This is a genomic window from Vibrio sp. sp1, assembly GCF_016920955.1.
GTDB classification, from domain to species: domain Bacteria; phylum Pseudomonadota; class Gammaproteobacteria; order Enterobacterales; family Vibrionaceae; genus Vibrio; species Vibrio alginolyticus.
This window is the reverse complement of the sequence record NZ_CP060590.1, coordinates 908966-926421: the sequence shown is the minus strand read 5'-3', so window position 1 is coordinate 926421 and position 17456 is coordinate 908966. Positions and strand designations below refer to the sequence as shown.

Annotated in this window: 17 protein-coding genes; 11 read left to right on the top strand and 6 right to left on the bottom strand. The window is 44.0% G+C overall.

Annotated features, from left to right (window positions below; genetic code table 11):
- From H9L11_RS19645 to H9L11_RS19625, 5 genes are all read left to right on the top strand, one after another.
- Positions 1-2232: a response regulator gene (locus H9L11_RS19645; RefSeq protein ID WP_042521473.1), complete on the top strand. Its 2232-nt coding sequence runs from the start codon at positions 1-3 to the stop codon at positions 2230-2232.
- Positions 2207-3631 (top strand): TolC family protein, encoded by a 1425-nt coding sequence (locus H9L11_RS19640; RefSeq protein WP_042521475.1) that lies wholly within the window; start codon positions 2207-2209, stop codon positions 3629-3631. The genes H9L11_RS19645 and H9L11_RS19640 overlap by 26 nt, the downstream gene beginning before the upstream one ends.
- Positions 3621-5207, top strand: a complete 1587-nt coding sequence (locus tag H9L11_RS19635; RefSeq protein ID WP_205391109.1) for an ATP-binding cassette domain-containing protein — start codon at positions 3621-3623, stop codon at positions 5205-5207. The genes H9L11_RS19640 and H9L11_RS19635 overlap by 11 nt, the downstream gene beginning before the upstream one ends.
- A complete protein-coding gene (locus H9L11_RS19630) occupies positions 5204-7342 on the top strand; it encodes an ATP-binding cassette domain-containing protein (protein WP_205391108.1) in 2139 nt (712 codons plus the stop codon). Before H9L11_RS19635 ends, H9L11_RS19630 begins: the two co-directional genes overlap by 4 nt.
- Before the next feature lie 105 nt (positions 7343-7447).
- Complete coding sequence (locus H9L11_RS19625; protein WP_005375619.1) at positions 7448-7822, top strand: hypothetical protein; 375 nt, start codon at positions 7448-7450, stop codon at positions 7820-7822.
- A 26-nt stretch (positions 7823-7848) separates the two neighbouring features.
- On the opposite strand, the gene H9L11_RS19620 is transcribed toward H9L11_RS19625, so the two are convergent.
- The 3 genes from H9L11_RS19620 to H9L11_RS19610 form a co-directional block, all read right to left on the bottom strand.
- Positions 7849-8739: a sigma-70 family RNA polymerase sigma factor gene (locus H9L11_RS19620; protein ID WP_025768458.1), complete on the bottom strand. Its 891-nt coding sequence runs from the start codon at positions 8737-8739 to the stop codon at positions 7849-7851.
- 333 nt (positions 8740-9072) lie between these two features.
- The gene (locus tag H9L11_RS19615; RefSeq protein ID WP_205391418.1) at positions 9073-10515 is read right to left on the bottom strand and encodes a sensor domain-containing diguanylate cyclase; all 1443 of its coding nucleotides are present in this window, start codon (positions 10513-10515) and stop codon (positions 9073-9075) included.
- Between the two features lie 221 nt (positions 10516-10736).
- Positions 10737-11024 carry a ribosome alternative rescue factor ArfA gene (locus H9L11_RS19610; RefSeq protein WP_167415931.1) on the bottom strand — a complete coding sequence of 96 codons (288 nt, stop codon included), beginning with the start codon at positions 11022-11024 and terminating at the stop codon, positions 10737-10739.
- Positions 11025-11389: 365 nt separating this feature from the next.
- On the opposite strand from H9L11_RS19610, the gene H9L11_RS19605 reads away from it, so the two are divergent.
- The 4 genes from H9L11_RS19605 (at position 11390) to H9L11_RS19590 (ending at position 13234) form a co-directional block, all read left to right on the top strand.
- Positions 11390-11599: a cold-shock protein gene (locus tag H9L11_RS19605; RefSeq protein WP_005375625.1), complete on the top strand. Its 210-nt coding sequence runs from the start codon at positions 11390-11392 to the stop codon at positions 11597-11599.
- A gap of 89 nt (positions 11600-11688) precedes the next feature.
- Positions 11689-12234 (top strand): YaeQ family protein, encoded by a 546-nt coding sequence (locus H9L11_RS19600; protein ID WP_005375627.1) that lies wholly within the window; start codon positions 11689-11691, stop codon positions 12232-12234.
- The gene (locus H9L11_RS19595; RefSeq protein WP_167415930.1) at positions 12221-12763 is read left to right on the top strand and encodes a hypothetical protein; all 543 of its coding nucleotides are present in this window, start codon (positions 12221-12223) and stop codon (positions 12761-12763) included. The genes H9L11_RS19600 and H9L11_RS19595 overlap by 14 nt, the downstream gene beginning before the upstream one ends.
- A gap of 111 nt (positions 12764-12874) precedes the next feature.
- The gene (locus tag H9L11_RS19590) at positions 12875-13234 is read left to right on the top strand and encodes a glutaredoxin (protein WP_005375631.1); all 360 of its coding nucleotides are present in this window, start codon (positions 12875-12877) and stop codon (positions 13232-13234) included.
- Between the two features lie 191 nt (positions 13235-13425).
- Here H9L11_RS19590 and H9L11_RS19585 read toward each other — a convergent pair whose 3' ends face one another.
- On the bottom strand, positions 13426-14052 hold the full coding sequence (locus H9L11_RS19585) for an OmpA family protein (RefSeq protein WP_025768460.1): 627 nt from the start codon (positions 14050-14052) through the stop codon (positions 13426-13428).
- 282 nt (positions 14053-14334) lie between these two features.
- Between H9L11_RS19585 and H9L11_RS19580 the strand changes: the two genes are divergently transcribed.
- Complete coding sequence (locus tag H9L11_RS19580; RefSeq protein WP_005375635.1) at positions 14335-14967, top strand: thiol:disulfide interchange protein DsbA/DsbL; 633 nt, start codon at positions 14335-14337, stop codon at positions 14965-14967.
- A 13-nt stretch (positions 14968-14980) separates the two neighbouring features.
- Entirely contained in the window at positions 14981-15454 is a 474-nt protein-coding gene (locus tag H9L11_RS19575; RefSeq protein WP_005375638.1) for an FKBP-type peptidyl-prolyl cis-trans isomerase, read from the top strand.
- A gap of 82 nt (positions 15455-15536) precedes the next feature.
- Here the strand turns inward: H9L11_RS19575 and cyoE are convergent, their stop codons facing one another.
- Together cyoE and H9L11_RS19565 are read right to left on the bottom strand one after the other, a co-directional pair.
- The gene (gene cyoE / locus H9L11_RS19570) at positions 15537-16436 is read right to left on the bottom strand and encodes a heme o synthase (protein ID WP_042521489.1); all 900 of its coding nucleotides are present in this window, start codon (positions 16434-16436) and stop codon (positions 15537-15539) included.
- A complete protein-coding gene (locus H9L11_RS19565; protein WP_064376784.1) occupies positions 16429-17448 on the bottom strand; it encodes a COX15/CtaA family protein in 1020 nt (339 codons plus the stop codon). Before H9L11_RS19565 ends, cyoE begins: the two co-directional genes overlap by 8 nt.
- Between the last annotated feature and the right edge of the window lie 8 nt (positions 17449-17456).

The following is a 17456-nucleotide window of genomic DNA, read 5'->3' as shown; positions in this document are numbered from 1 at the left end:
ATGAGTAGCAAGCCTTCTTACAATATTTCCGTTCCTGTTATGCGCCTAAGCATTGCTTTCAGCTTGATGCTGGCTGCCCTCGCCTTTTATTTGTATATCTCTTGGGAAAAAGTGGATTCAGTCGAGAAAGTGCAAAACGCGCCTCTTTTGGTTCAAGCTCAACAGCTCAACCAAACTATCGAGTTTGATATTCAAACGCTTCAACGCTGTTTAAGCGCACGTTATTGCAGTACAACAGAGCTTGATTTTGAGGTTCTGAAAGACGAAATTGACCAATTTAAGTCGCTCGCGTCACTCAACAAAACCGAGTTTAGCTTGGTGGGCGCGACCGAATACACGCAGCTTGAACTGGCAATCAATCGCTTCTCAGACAGCCAAAAAACACGCGACGATGTGTTGGCACTGTACCTCTCGCTCACCAATAACTACCTACAAATGGACGACAACTACCGGACCATATTTAACAACCATGCGAGCGACCTAATGATGGAGAAAAACGAGTTCTTCATTTGGTTGTTTGTGGTCGTTGTCGTACTGGTTGGTATCGCAGTGCTATCGAACTTGGTGGCAATCCTTAAGCTGAAAAAATCCAGCTCGAATGAGCGTGACATTGACCAAGAATTCGATGAGCTTTATCAAGAGCTCAAACAACTGGATTTACAAAGGTTGGAAGAGTTGCTGAATGAAGTGAGCATCAATCCGAAGCAGCGTCAGATCTACTCTCACCTAAAACTGATTTTCAGCAAACTCGAAGAACAAAAACGCAATAACGATCTCTACAAGCAGCTCTATGCTCTGATTGGTTACGAGATTCGTGGCATCACCAACACCATTAACGGCGGCGTGCAATATCTCGTTCAAGAGACCGATGAGAGCGGCGTGTTGATGGCGCAAGATATAACCTCGGCTGCCAATACCCTGTCTGAATTGGCAGAGAACTACAACCGACTCATTTCACAAGGGACCGAGAGCAAATCGAAAGAGTTTTCACTGCTGAATGTACTGTCTGAATTGATGATTCACATCAGTTCAAAAGTGCAGCGAAATGAAGGTGAGCTAGACTGCTTTATCTCAGATAACTTACCAAACCGTGTTGAAGGACAATCCACCAGCTTATTCTGGGTGTTGTTCCTACAGCTATCAAATGCCATCCAACTCAAAGCCGACAAGAAACTGTTTGTCACCATTGAATCAGGTGCGGCGTCAGACATTGAAAATACCCGCCTGACCATCAATCTAAACTTCTTAACCACGCTGGATGTGCCGCTTGCCAAGCTCAATACCCTACACTGGAGCGACCATAAACAGCACACTGCAACCAAAGACGATTTGGCGAAAAGCGTGTTGAAAGATTATGGCTATTACGAGAGCCATTGGTATCAATCGGGCAATCAGGAACGTTTTCAAATTCAGCTCGATTTGAAAGCCAAAAGCTTCCACACCGAGAAAACTCGCTTCGACAATAAGCGCCTATTACTGTGTGCCAACTCTCAGCTGCGCATTGATGTGATGAGCAAAATGTTAGTCAACTTGGGCTTAGAGATTACGCCAATTCGAACGCCGAACGAACTCTTCTCTGCGGCAAAAACCTTTGGCGAATACGATGCCATCATGCTGACCGACACGTTCGAGCCAAACAAGCTGCCCTCACTGAGCAAAACGGTGAAATCGCAACTGCGCAATCACCCGAACACGAAGTTGTTGCTTTCAGTCACTAGCACTCAGCAAGCACAAGAGAGTCATACCTTTGTCGACAAGATTCTGAACTCCCCCGCGATTCCGTATGAGTTCATCCCTAACCTATTAGCAATCATGGAAGCGGAAGCCTCTGAAGAACAGATGGAGAACAGCTCATTCCTGATTGTGGAGGATGACCGTGTTCAACAGATTCTACTCAAACGTATTTTGAGCAAGCAAGAATACGAAGCCGACACCGTTGGCGATGGCGCAGACGCCGTTCAGCATTTCATGAATCAGCGCTCAGACATCATTTTTATGGACTGCATCATGCCGGGCATGGGCGGCATTGAAGCGACCAAACGCATTCGACAATACGAACAAGAGAGCGGACAGAACCCTTGCACCATTATAGGTGCGACAGCATTGACCAGCAGTAATGAACACCAAGCTTGTATCGAAGCTGGAATGGATTACGTGATCAGCAAACCTTATAAAAACGACGAAATCATCAAGGTGATCAACAAGTATGTGGCGGTACAGAAACTTAACTAGCTGTGTATTGGCAGCGCTTACATTGAGCAACGCTCCTTCGGCAATGGCGACCACCTTGCTTGAGGCGGTCAAACTCGGCTTGGAAAACAATTTATCTCTGCGCGCTAGTGACAAAGGCGTGGAAGAAAACGAATACAACATCGACATTAGCCGTTCTAAGTTTCTACCCTCTTTAAACGGTGCTGCTGATACCACATGGAATGAAAACGAAACCATATTAACGGGAACACCGGATACACGTTCTAGCTACAACTCGAACAGCTACAGTGTGTCTTTATCCCAATCGGTGTTTAACCTTGGTGACATCTTTAAATACGGCACCGCGAAGCTTGATTTCAACATTGAAGAAATCAAACACGAGAACAAAATCCAGAGCACCATTTCTGAAATCGCGACGCAATATTTCGAATACCTCAAAAACAACGCGCAAATCAAAGCCACCCAAGTAGAACTTAAATCGTCTGAAACACGTGAGCGCCAAATGCGTCGCAACGTGGAACTTGGCAACACTGCGGCGAGCGAGTTGTATGAGGTAATTGCCCAGAAAGAAGGCATTGCCAATCGCTTAAGAACCTTAGAGAAAGACCGGCGCGTAATTTTGAACGGTTTAGAGATTCAAGTTCAATACCCAGTCACCCCATCACAGGACATCTACGAAAGCGTGCCCTTGGCGGAAATCAGCGAATCCGAACAACGTGAGATTCTTGAACAAGCTTTGAAGCTCAATAACGACTTATTGGTTGCGAAGAAAACCGTCGAGCGCAGCCGAAGAGGCTTGAAAGAAAGCGGTTCAAACTTTGTGCCGACCGTATCGCTCTCTGCCAGTTACCGTTACGACGATGCGAACAACTATGACCGAACCGACCCAACCGCAACAGGGGACAGTAACTCGACCAGCGTCGGGTTGAACTTGAATGTGCCAATTTTCTCCGGCGGTTCGGATTACTACGGTTATCAAAAATCGTCGACTGCCATCGAGCGAACCGAGCTGCTGTACCAAGATTCATTGTTCGCGACGCGCAATAGCGTTAACACCTCAGTACTCAACATTAACGACTTCTCCCGCGCCATCAGCAGTTACGAGAACATCATCCGTGCCAACTACGCTTCCTACAAAGGCATTCAACGCGCCTATCAGCTTGGTACGCGAACCATTACCGACTTACTGGCAGCGGAAAGTAAACTGTTCAGCGCACTACGTGATTACGAGAGCGCGCGCTATGACTACATCATTGAATCGATCAATCTTGAGCAAATCAAAGGCATGCTATCGGTTCAATCTATCGAAAGCATCATGCAGTTGATGAGCGATATCGAAGGCAGAAGCAATCAAGACTTAGTTCCAAAACACCTTCTCTCTAAACCATCGATTAAGAAAGGAGGTCGCAATGCAAACTGAGCACTTTTCCCAAAAGATTAACTTTGCTGACAAGTGTTATCTGACTTTCTCAACGGTCATCTCAACACTGTTTGGTTTAGTGCTGCCCTTTTCGATTCTTATTATCTTTGACCGTGTTTTACCTAACCAAGCCAAAGACACGCTGTTTCTTCTGTTTGCCATTATCTTGATCACCATCTTCCTCGACTATCACTTAAAGAATCAGGAAGAGAAGATTTCGTCGGTGATCATGAAGCAATTCGAAACCAACTTAACCAACAAGGTGTTTCAATCAATCTGTTTGGCTGAGATATCGAAGTTTCGTCGTCTAGAACCCGGTGAATACCTAGAGCGTATTGCGACCATTCCAGAGATTAAATCCTTCTTTGGCGGAGAATCTGTACGGGCATTGATCAACCTTGCCGTCAGCATACTGACCATTCTGATTATCGGTGTGATCAACATTTGGGCGGGAGTGACCATCTTGCTCGCCTCCATCATTTTGGCGGTGTTCGCACTGAGCCTATCTAAGCAGAAAATCAACAGCTTAGAAAACAAATCCGACATCGAAGGCTTAACTACTTCTAAAATCATCGAGATCATCTCTAGCCCACTCGATATCAAAGCGCGCAATATGGAATATCGCGTTGAGAGCTTGATGACACAAATGGTGGAAGAACGTGAAGTCGAGAACATCAAATACGAGCAAATTGAATCAAACTTCAACCTTATCTTGTCGCTCATACAACAGCTCTCCATCGCTTGTGTGGTGGTGGTTTTGGCAACGGCAGTTATCAACATGCAATCGAGCCAAGGCATCATGGCTGCCATCATCATGCTTACCAACCGCTACTTCGCGCCATACCAGCAAGTAATGCGCACGGTGAGTCGATGGGAGTTGAACAAGCTTCATATTCAACGTATCGCCGAGCTGCTTGAGCTTGCGGCATCTGTAGAACAACAAAATGATACGACAGAAGTCGAGCGCATCTCGGTGAAGTATTCGGAAAAGCAACGCATCGAGTTTGAACGTGGTCAGGCTTACTTGCTGACGGGGAAAAGCGGCGCAGGCAAAACCCATCTTGCCAATTGCATTACGCGGCAAAACACCGACAACAAACTGGACATTAAGATCAACGAGACACCACTCGATGACGTCAACTACAACGTCTGGCGTAATAGCGTGCTCATGGTCGACAAAACCAGTTCGTTCGTCGAAGGCACCATCATCGACAACTTGACTTGTTTCCGCCCGAGCTTAAATAACACGGCATTTGCGCTTTGCGAAACCATGAACATCAAGGCACAAATCGATGCCCTTCCCGCTGGTTTTTACACCGAGCTTAAAGGACATTTACGCAACCCATTCTCGCGCCAAGTCGCTTATGCCTTGTTGTTAGTGCGTGCCTTACTCGCGAACAAACGTGTGTTGATCTTCGACGACATCGACTGTGTTTATGATGACGACTTTGCTCGATTGGTTTTGACCAGCACCGCCTATCGCGCCAACGACAAAATCCTCATCATCGTCAGCAACAAGATGGACAAACTCAATCATCGCCTCAAACGCGTCAAACTTACCGGAGGTGACCAATGAGTATTTTGGTTGATTTTAATAATCTCCCTCAGCGCTTGTTGGACTTTGAGGCTCGCAGTTATGACGAGCGATACAATGAGTCACCTTTGATTCGTGGTTTAGCTTACACCCTCATAGCGCTTGAATGGGAAGGCACACCTTCTATCCTCAGCGACGCTTTTATCCCTAAACCAAAAGACAGCGACAGTTTTATTGCCACCATTGAACGTCTTGGTTACCGTTGTGACGTCACCAAATTAAAAACGTTGGAGCACATCGAGGGGCACCCTCATCCTTGTTTTATTGAGATAGAAAACCTCACTGCGATTTTCTTGGGCACCAAAGACGGCAAACTGATCCTGTTTGATTACACCAATAACAACACCATTGAATACCCGCTCTGCAAGAAGCCGTGCTTGTTGGTGTCGATCAGCGAATACTCCCGCTTATTCCGAGAGCCGCCACCTGAATCTCAAGACCGCAGTAACTGGATTAAATACGCGTTTTATCGCTACAACAATGAACTCAAAAGCCTGATTATTCTCAGCTTCGTGGTCAGCATTCTCGGCGCACTCCAGCCCTTTTTTATTATGAGTGTGTACAACTTCGCCTTAACCTCTAGCTCGCAAGCCACGCTTTATTGGCTCACGTTATTTGCTGTGATTGTTGGGTTCTCGGAATACTTTTTCAAGAAAATGCGGGTCAACATCATCGCCACATCAGGAAAGGATTTGGCGGTGCATATTTCTCAAAACGTAATATCCAAACTGTTGTGGCTTCCTTATTCGATGACATCTACCGCTGGTGTCTCTTCTCAGTTAGCACGATTGAAGGACATCGACACTTTCCGCCGTTTGGTAACCGCAGAGTCAACATTAAGCTACTTCGACATGCCGTTTGTTATCGTATTCATTATTGCCATTGCTCTTATGTCTGGTACCGCAGCGCTAGTCGTTATGGCGGGGTTGATTCTAATGTTGGTGTTCTGTGTTTATTCTCGTTACATCTACTCGCAAGCCACGTCCAAGAGCTCTCGCGCCAACGCCATGGTTTCTTACCAATGGAATGAGATTCTTCGTGGTATAAAAACCATCCAAGGCTTGCCATTATTGCGTGTTATCCAGTCCCGCTTTAGCGCATCACATTTACAAAGCACAAACGATGCAGAACATGTTTCAGTGACTAATAGCAGGGTTCAGGCAGCAGGCGGGAGTTTGATTCAGGTTATTGGTACCGCAAGTATCGTCGCGGCCGTTATCGGCGTGATGGACGGCACCTCCGATGCAGGTGCAATGCTTGCTACTGTAATTTTAGTCTGGAAGGCGTTGGGGCCTATTATGGGCATCTACAACTCTATTTCTAAGTTCCAATCCATTAAGGCGTCTTCTGCGCAAATCAACAACCTTATGGCGATGAATGACGATAAGCTAACGTTAGAGAAAAGCCCCCCTATTCGCCTCTTTCAAGGTAGTATCGTCGGCTCTGGTGTGAGCCATCGTTATAGTGGTGCGGCAACAGGCTTAACTAATCTTGGTTTTAAAATTCCACCGGGCGCAAAAGTTGTGATTTGTGGACCAACAGGTTGCGGTAAAACGACGCTCATTTCTATTATCGCTGGGCTAGAGGAACGCTATCAAGGCTCAGTTTCGGTGGACGGTTATAACATCAAACAATTCAACAGTTACCGCTATCGAACCTCGATTAACTACATCCCGTTTAACCTGCATATTTTTGAAGGCTCCTTGGAGACTAACTTCATCTTGCATAATGGGTTAATCCCAACAGAAAAAATGCGTGAAATGGTGAGTTTCTTTGAGCTCGATACATGGTTGCCACAAGGCCTGGACACTCAATTGAGCGTTGATATCTGTAAAAGTTTACCAAATGGTATTCAACAAAGACTGCGGCTCGCATTAGGGCTAGGTAACTGCGAACAATCTTTGATTATCATTGACGAGCCATTTAATGGTGCTGAGCAAGAAAACTCGCACTACTTCAAGCGGTTATTCAGCGACAAACTACTCAATAAGACCGTTATTTTCTCAACGAATGATCCGGGCATGATCTCTACATCCAACATGAGCTTAGTCTTGGAGCCAGATGGCAACCTGAAATATTTCGGGTTAACCGATAAGTACTTAAAAAGTCTAAGTTAAGTTCGGAATGTGGTGTGGTTCATCATTCATACTTGAGCACGGTCATTGACAAAAATGTAAACGATGAGACTATTTACTCTGTAAGCGCGTACACTAAGGAATCCGATGTATACATTTGTTGCAGACAAATTGGATGTGGTTTATTTATCAACGATACCAGAAAACTACCAGTTACAAGACTTCGACGTGCCTGAAGAAGAACTCGAAATTCGTGAAATTGTAGAGGTATGGTATGAGTGTGCGTTTCTTCCTGACTTTAACCTTCAACACATCGACATCGAAAACAAAACTGCTTTGGTCGAGACACAAGCGCAAGTCGTAAACAACTACACAAGTACGCTCGCTTTTTTACTCAAAAGTCGTACTTATCGCGCAGCACTTAACCGATTATTGAGTGTATGGAGATTGGAGGCAGCAGCTAAAGCACAGCTTGAGCTGCTGTTACTTACGGAAGAACAGAGTAGCAAGCCAGTAAATTAATCAGCTAGGATAAGGGGCTAAAAATCTTAAACCCAACCATCGAATCGGAGACGTTTCTGCACGCGTTCAACCGCCTCTATCTGCATCTGACGAACACGCTCGTTAGATACGTTTAATAACAGGCCTATTTCCGACAAGGTTTTCACTCTCTGGTCAAATAATCCGAATCGATGGATCAAGACTTTCTGCAACTTAATTGGCAAAGTTTTAATAATATTTTCAATAGCTTGAGTAAAGCACTGGTTTTCACAGTCTTGTTGTGGATCTGGCGTATACTCACTTTCACACAGTTCAAGAACAAATGGAACACGATGTAGGTCCGCAGTGGTCGATACATCAATAAAACCACTTAGAGCAACAAGTTCATCTATACGTTCTGCTTTCACCCCTGAGCAGCGTGAGAGTTCAGAAATAGACAACTCCTTGCTCTCACTTTTTGACGCATCGAGCTTTTTTAAAGCCAGGCTATTTATCTCTTTGCACACATGAGCAGGTAAACGTACCGTGCGGCCATTGTTCATTAATGCCGCTTCTATATTCTCGCGAATCCACCATACCGCATAAGTAGAAAAACGGTAGCCTGGCTCAGGATCGAACTTATCGACCGCTTTTATCAAACCAATGTTACCTTCTTCTATTAAATCAAGCAGAGTAAAGTTATTGCCTGGCCGTTTGAGGTAACCTTTTGCGATTTTCACAACAAGTCGAAGATTAGACTCAATCAACATTTCGCGCGCTTCTTCATCACCAGCTCGATTAAGTTTGGCGTAATGCAACTCCTCTTCACGAGACAACAAATCAATCCCCACAATATCTTTGAGATAGTGAGCATAAGGGTCTTTCCCAACTGACAACGATTCTTTCATTGACAGTTCATCCGTGACAGCTCGGAACCTAGCAAAGCATTCGTTGTTCATTCCCCGTCCTTCTCAAGCCAACTTATTTCTTATCTTCTTTAATTGTTTTTGTACAACACTGTATGCATCATGCTTTATATGCATTACTTTACACTGAGTGTAGACAGGGGTTCTGATCTTTACCAAGAAATCACTTATCACTTTAAAACAATTACTGCTTCTATGATAAAAACGTGAGCAGGCGGGGGTTTATATATATGAAAGTGATAGTATTTGTACGCAAATTGGCCTCAAAGAAAACAACGCAACGTGATCGTCAACGCTTACCACGTTACTCTGACTAAAACTTTGAGGCTTGAGGATGGTTTGAAGTATCAGTTGAATTAGCGAGTTCTAATTCACTTGACGAAGCGCAGGTTGAAGCTGACAGTCTGTTATAACTTGGAAAACTGCACGATTCTTTCCTTCAGACTTACCTTGATACATCAACTCGTCAGCATCTTGCAAGCTCACGATGTGGGTAAACTCAGGATAGTAAGCACAGCCCAAACTGATACTCAAATGAATTGCTTGTCCGCCCAGTATAACAGGCTGATCGTAAACGGCTTTACAAAGCATATTGGAAAAATTGAGCGCTTCTCGCTCTGACAGAGACGACGTAACGAGTGCGAACTCTTCTCCTCCAATTCTCGCCAATGTCATTCGGTCATCAGTCATCGACTTAGCGGCTTCTGCGATGGCAACTATTGCTCGGTCTCCAGCAAGGTGGCCATATCGATCATTGATTGATTTAAAATCATCAATATCAAACACCATCACCGTTAAGTTTCGCTTCAAATGATTCAGTAGCGCCAATTGCTCAATCAGGTGTCTACGGTTGTATAGCTTTGTGAGAGAATCCGTCAACGTCATCTCCAGCAATTGCTGATTGGCAATCGTTAATTGCCTTGTCCGAAGAGCAACCATACGTTTGAGGGCAAAAATATGATAAAGCGTTGCAATCGCCATAATGAAAATAGCAATAGGGAAAAGATAAAGTGGATAAACCGTTTTCACCACACTCCAACGGGTGAGGATCCGCTCACGATCCGTATCAATGACTTTTTCAAACGCTCTTGATACCTCTAAAATGGAAGTTGCACTATGCATTCCTTTAGCAATCCGAAGATCTTTACTATACAAGCTAATTGTCGGGACAAACATACCCGCTCCCGGCGTGGTTGCCATATAAAAGTTAGCAACTTGCAGGTCTGCAACGAAGTACAGCACCTTTTTATCGACGGCGGCTTGTATCATCGAATCATTGTTAATGTATTCTGCGATAGGTGCATTCGGGTAATTCGTCTGAACAAACTCAGACTCGTAACTTCCTTTAACAACGCCAATTGGCAGCGTCATTTCGCCAATTAAAACACTCCTGATATCAACCGAAAGTACATCTTTATTTACGTACAATTTGGTTTGGATAGGCATTATGACTGCGCCAAAGTCCATATACTTCGCTCTTTCGGGCGAGTAGACAAGTCCTCCGTGAAAGTCAGCCTTACCCTCTTTTACGGCTTGTAAAGAAGCATCCCAATCCAAAAGGAGAAACTGAACGTCGATTTGGTTGTTCGCCGCGTACTCTTTCCAAAAGTCGATTAAAATACCTTTAGGTTCACCATCTGGGCTAAGATAAGAGAACGGCTTCCACGCTTTGGAGTTAGCAACAATTAAAGAATGAGACTCTGACTTGTGTGCATGCGCCATCGGACAAATGGACAGCCACAGTAGTAATAAAGAAGCACACGCTTTTTTACATTTGCAACCATAAGTACCATAACTCGTCGATGACATACCTACTTCTCACCAGTCTTTTTAAACCATAATCTCGGCTGTTTGATTAGACTAAAGATATAGTAGAGTTGCATAATACAGGAAGTGACGCTTATTGATATGAATCTAACTTAGTAAGTTTTAGTACTTAATTGGTACTTTCAACGCTTGGTTCGCTGAAGCAGTTGAAGCAGTTGAAGCAGTTGAAGCAGTTGAAGCAGTACATGATAAATTAGGAAAACTTATCTGGTACTAAAAAATTGAATATCATCAGTTTTGCAAACACCTAGTACCAATAAAAAAGCCCTATTCAAAATCCACCTTGGGGAGAACTTTGAATAGGGCTCTTTGCCTCTATGCTTCATTTTACGGCTGAAGCTACCTTTACCTTTTTTCGCTTTAACGACTCGTATTTGGAACAGCTGACTGGTAACAACCGCTTTTAACGCGTTGTCTTTGATTTCACCTCTGCCGAAGTCGGTCTCATGTTGTGAGCCACTCGGTTGAGGACTGATTTTACGCTTTGCCATAAATCCTCCTTAATGGTCGAACCAGATTGGACAATAATTATATAAATAAGTCAAATTTATAGATTTAGTTGAATTTTATGCTAAAAAACTTCACATCACCGTCATTTATTTGAAATTTAATCAAAAACATGCTGGTTAAATAGTGACTAAATACAAATATTTGTCCATAAAGCACTAATATATGTTGACTCTTCGTGGAATTAACCTAGACTCAAACACGGCTAGAAAGAAAGTTCTTTGTTTTCACATTTCGTTGGATTACTTGTAACCCGTCGTCCTGTGGTACGCAATAGCAATTTATTTTTCCACGCTATAAGCGCCGTTGAGGCGAAAGATTACATTATTTAGATATTTAGGAAATAGACATGTCTAACACAGCTACTGGCACAGTTAAGTGGTTCAACGAAACTAAAGGCTTCGGTTTCATTCAACAAGAAAACGGTCCTGACGTATTTGCTCACTTCTCTGCAATCACTGGTGACGGCTTCCGTACTCTAGTTGAAGGCCAGAAAGTAGAATTTGTTATCTCTCAAGGTCAAAAAGGCCCTCAAGCAGAGCAAATCAAAGTACTTTAATTCTTAAAGAATTTGATACGATAGCCAGCTTTTAAAGCTGGCTATTTTTTTGCCTAAAACTTATTTTGCCAACAAAACGATATAAATCTATGGCTCTTAAACCAACCATTTACAAATTTCGTATCGCCATTTCCGATATGAATAATGACTATTACGATTCTAAAAATCTAACTATCGCCCTTCACCCTTCTGAAAAGCCGCAACGAATGTTGGCTCGCATTCTAGCTTACTGTTTAAATGCTCAAAGCAATCTGGAGTTTACAAAAGGACTCTCTACGATTGAAGAGCCTGATTTATGGCATGTTGGCGATGATCAAAGCATTACTCACTGGATTGAAATTGGCGAACCAGAACCAGACAGAATTAAGAAAGCTTCTCGCCTAGCAAAGCATGTAAAAGTTTACACTTATAACACCAAAGCGGCTGTCTGGTGGGACAAAATGTCAGGAAAGTTCTCAATGCTTCCCGTCAACGTAGAGAGCTTTGACTATGACGCTATCGACTTGATTTGTCAGCACCTTGACCGAGGTACTAGCCTTTCTGTTATGATTACTGGCAGCTCAATTTTTGTTGATATCAATGATCAACATATCGAAGTAACGGTGAAGGAACTAAAAAACCATGACGTCTCTTAGTGAACTGAGTCAAGAGATGGGATTTGAAGAAATCCCCTTTGTTAAAGAACATAAAGCAGCAAAGCGACGTTGGTTAAAAGAACAGTCACAACTATTTACAAAAGTTTGTGAGAACAAACCCACAACAGCACCTACTCTTCACCTGCTTGGCCTTTTGACCAAATCACATATTGAAGCAAGTGCTAACTACGAGCAAAATGCTCACTCTACCCAGCGTATGCAGCAAGTTCTGACTGACTCCTTGGGTAATGAGCACGCGGATAAGTTTACTAACCAATCTGCTGAAGACCTAATCTTAGTCACCCACCTTTGGTTATACACGCAAGGCTATTTAAATATGGATTTCAGCTTGGCGCACGATCATGCCGAGCAGACTCAAAATACATTGCAGCACGAGCTTGTCATAAAACGCATGGACGTTGATGCATTCAGAACCGAACTCATGCAAAGTTTTTATCAAGGTAAAGAAGCCCGTCCGGCTTCAGCAAGTGGCTTTTGGGGTTGGTTTACACGTCTATTTTCCGCATAAAATACATGGTTTTATCCATTTCAAACAACTGATAGACTTCACGCTCAGTGCAACAAGCATCATGATTGCATTCTTAAAGGACAGTTACCCAATGAACATCAAGGGATCATTATGAAGTTTATCCGTTGGATTTTAGGCAAGGTTATCTTATTGCTGAACGCGGTGTTCTCACCTCGTGGTATTAAGCGCACCGCAGAAGAACAGCAACGTATTGATGAAAAAGCGAAACAATACGCACTTTACCAATTTGAAGCCTGCCCTTTTTGCGTAAAGGTCCGCCGTGCAATGAAGCGTCAATCGGTGAACATTGAGCTACGTGATGCAAAAAATAATCCTACTCATCGAGCTGAACTAGAGCAAGGTGGTGGGCGAGTTAAAGTCCCTTGCCTTCGTATCGAAAAAGATGGTGAAACACAGTGGTTATACGAGTCATCTGACATCGTCGCTTACGTTGAAAAAGAATTTGCCTAAGTTCCCCCTATGAACATTGGCGGATGTAAAAGAGGCACCTAACGGTGCCTCTTTTCTATTTTTTCTAGCTAAATGTTGCCGTGCGAGCTTTCCTTATTCAGTCTTCTTGCTCAACTCCGAACTTAAACTCCACTAAGCAAATAACGGGTATGTGAGAACAACACAACGAAGATTACCGCCTAACGTCTGCGTTATTCATCCACGATCAATGTTAGCTCTACGCGCCGATTGCAAGCTTTACCACTCGCTGTCGCATTGCTGCACTTCGGTACATACTCTCCGAAGCCTCTAGAAAACACTCGTTGACGTGGAATACTCGTCGCCAATAATTGTTTTTCTACTTCACGAGCTCGCTTTTCAGATAGCGTGTCGTTGAAACTTTCAGCTCCCGTACTATCCGCATGACCATCAATCACGACATCAACATCAGTTCTTCCCGCCAGATAGTGACCAATGTTTCGAATCCAGTCTTGAGATTGAGCAGATAACCGTGCAGAGCCCGTTTGAAAATGCACTTGCTCTTTCAAACGTATCATCAGGTGACCACCACTGAGCGTCTCGTGAGGAATGTTATGCCTGCTCAGGAACATTTCCAGAGAGGTCACGTTTTGCGACTTTTTTACTGACGCCCTCGCCGTTTGATATGAACGAGGGGAAGAAGCCACATTGGATGCGCTCGGGTATCCCCATTCTGGGTGTCTCAGCTCAGTGTTTGATTTAGGAGCTGTATCTAAAATGTTCCCACCTGGGACCATATCTTGATCGAGGCTACTGCACCCGGCCAGAATGCCACAAACAATTAAAAACCAATGCTTCATACCATTACCAACGTAGAAAAACTCTTGTTCATTGTGTCGACAAAACACGCCGAATCTTTAGCGCTTTTGTCCACCGATTGGTTTGTCTATGCAGCGTTCATGCCACTGGAGTCAATGCCAAATCATCTCTCAAATAAAAAGCAACACTAAAATACCCTACCCTTACAGCCCATACGTCAGGCTAAGTCTGTTACCAATGGTCTCACTTTATTGTTATTTAATGGTTTTAGTCACTATCGTTAACCGATAAACTAACGCAAATTTCTCATTTAGAGCACTACTATGTTAAAAACCATATCGAAAGGCTTTGCTGTTGTTGTTGCCGTAATGGCTTTGTCGGCATGCGATAGCGGCAAGAGTCAGCCTCAGCAAGGCAAACAATACGAAGTTTTGCCAGTATCCCTTGAAGAATATGATTTAGCTCCCCTGACTGAAGCATTCTCTTTAACTTGTGGCCACTGCCGCTCAATGGAAGAGTTTGTCCCTCAAATTGAATCATTGACCGATCAAAGCGTTGAAAAAATGCATGTAACGTTCAATGAAAGTGCACAAGTGAGCGCCATCATCTTCTATACTGCCGTAATGCAGCTTGAATCAACACCAGATAAAGCGTTTATGGCGGATCTTTTTACTGCTGTGCAAATGGGTGCCGATGCAACGGCTGAGGAACGCCAAATCGCTGTTGAGAAAGCCTTTGAGTCTCGCAACCTTATCAGCCCTTACCATTTAGATGAAGCTCAGCAAAAAACGCTGTTTGAGTACATCACTAAGGCAGAAGCGATCACGACTCGCGGCCAAATTAACTCCGTTCCAGCCTTTATCGTAAACGGAAAATATCAAGTGATTACTGGTGGTCATGACAGCGTTGAAGCCATGGCAGAAACCATCAACTTTTTGCTAAAACAACCTAAATAGACAAGGAGATTACGTGTCTAAATTTTTGTTTCCTCTTATTATTTTTATTTTGGCGGGCTTTTTCATTTACCGTACTTGGACAAACCATAAAGTAGCAGATGAAAACTTTGCCAAAGGCCAAGCATTCTTACTAGAGAATGCGAAAAAAGAAGGCGTCATCACAACAGAAAGTGGCCTTCAATACATGGTTCTTGAAAAAGGCGAAGGTGAGGTTCACCCAACTGCAACAAGTAAAGTAAAAGTACACTACCACGGCACCCTGATTGATGGCACGGTATTCGATAGCTCTGTTAATCGTGGTGAGCCGATTTCATTTGGTCTTAACCAAGTCATTAAAGGCTGGCAAGAAGGTCTACAATACATGGTAGAAGGTGAGAAAATCCGCCTTTTCGTACCAAGCACGCTTGGCTATGGTAAGAGTGGCTCTGGCCCAATTCCACCAGCAAGTGTTTTGATCTTTGATGTTGAGCTGCTAGAAATTCAATAAATCTAGAAAGCTTTGTCTTAAAGCCAAAGTATCAAAACCAAAAACGCCGCGAACCACGCGGCGTTTTCTGCTTTAAGAGAGGTTAAAAACCAATATAGTGATCCGAAAGCAATGCAATGAACAACGCCAAAAGATGATAGATAGAGAATTTAAACGTCTCCATCGCGGTATTTGGCTCTGGTGCATATTTTAGCTTCCATGCATGGTACATAAAGCCAGCATTGAGGAGTAGCGAGGCAAAAAGATACACCACGCCGACCATACCAACCAAAACCGGTAGGACACAAACCAAAGTCAATAGCACCGTATACAACAGAATAGAAGTTTTGGTGTACTCAATGCCGTGTGTCACTGGCAGCATGGGAATATCTACCTTGCGGTAATCCTCGACACGATGAATAGCCAGAGCCCAAAAATGTGGTGGCGTCCAGATAAAAATGATCATCACGAGCAGCCAAGCATTCGCATGTAATTGCCCTGTTACAGCAGTCCAACCGAGAAGAGGCGGCATCGCACCGGCAATCCCTGCAATGACGATATTTTGGGGCGTAGCACGTTTGAGGTACATTGTGTATACCATCGCATAGCCGAGCAAACTCATCAAAGTCAACCATGCCGTCAGCGGGTTGACTATCGCATAGAGAAGTACAAACCCTAAGACACCTAAAACTGTAGCGAAGGCTATCACCGATGATGGTTTAGTCTCACCCGATGGCAATGGTCGTTTGTGTGTACGTGCCATTCTCGCATCAATTCGGCGGTCAATTAGATGATTAAACGCTGCCGCAGACCCTGCCATCAGACCAATCCCCGTTAGGCCAACTACCGCCTGCAACCAGGGGAAATCATCAACCGGGGCTAAGCTCATACCTACTACTGCCGTCACCAACATTAACGCCACCACTTTAGGTTTCGTTAACTTCAAATAAACGGAACTTAGTCGCTTTCGCCCATTTAACGACAGCGCGATTTCTTTACTCATAGCGAACTCCTTTCGCGGTGTAATTCCAAGCCGTTTTACCCTGCCACAAGTAAAACTGGCTAACACAAACGAGACTCAACATAACAGCGGCACCAAGGTTGTGCGCCACCGCGACATAGATAGGAAGTTGAAATACTACGTTGCTTACACCCAGCATAATTTGGCACACCAGAGTGAATAACAACCACCCTCCAATTCTCTGTGAATGATGAGAATCTTGCCTCATAAGCCCAATACTATAAGCCAATACCACGGTGGCGGTAACAATAGCGCCTATACGATGAGTGACGTGTATAGTCATTCTTGCCGGATACTCCAAGACACCAAATTCATAATTCTCGAATCCAGTTTGCCAGAAAGAAAACGCTTCTTTCCATGAGAGATGGCTCATCCAGTCTCCCTCACAAATCGGCAGTGTGGTACACATCAGCGCAGCATAATTTGACGAAGTCCATCCTCCAAGGAGCACTTGCACCAAAACAACCAGAAAAACCAACAATGAAAAGCCTCTCAGAGAGCTAGAAGATGGAGAGAAATAGAGATTGTTTTGCGCTTTTAATTGGCAGTAAAAAATCGCCTGTAACGCCAATAAAACAAAACCACCGAGCAAGTGAAGCATCACGATGACGGGCATTAATTTAAGAGTAACTGTCCACATTCCCAAAAGTGCCTGCCCAATCACCAATACGCTTAGCAACATCGGAATGGTTGAATTTACACGCTCAGACCTTACTGATATCGCTGCCATCGCAAAAATGACTAAACCTAACGTTCCCGCAAAATAGCGATGAATCATCTCAAGCCATGCTTTCTCATGCTCTACTGCCCGCTCGGGGAAGTTCAGGTTAGCACGTATGACGTCTTCTTCTTGATGCGGTACAGAAAAGTGCCCATAACAACCAGGCCAGTCCGGGCAACCTAACCCTGCATCTGAAAGGCGAGTATATGCCCCTAATATGATCACCACGAGAGTTAGCAGCAAACTGAATCTAACCAACTGAATTAATTTCATATGCACTT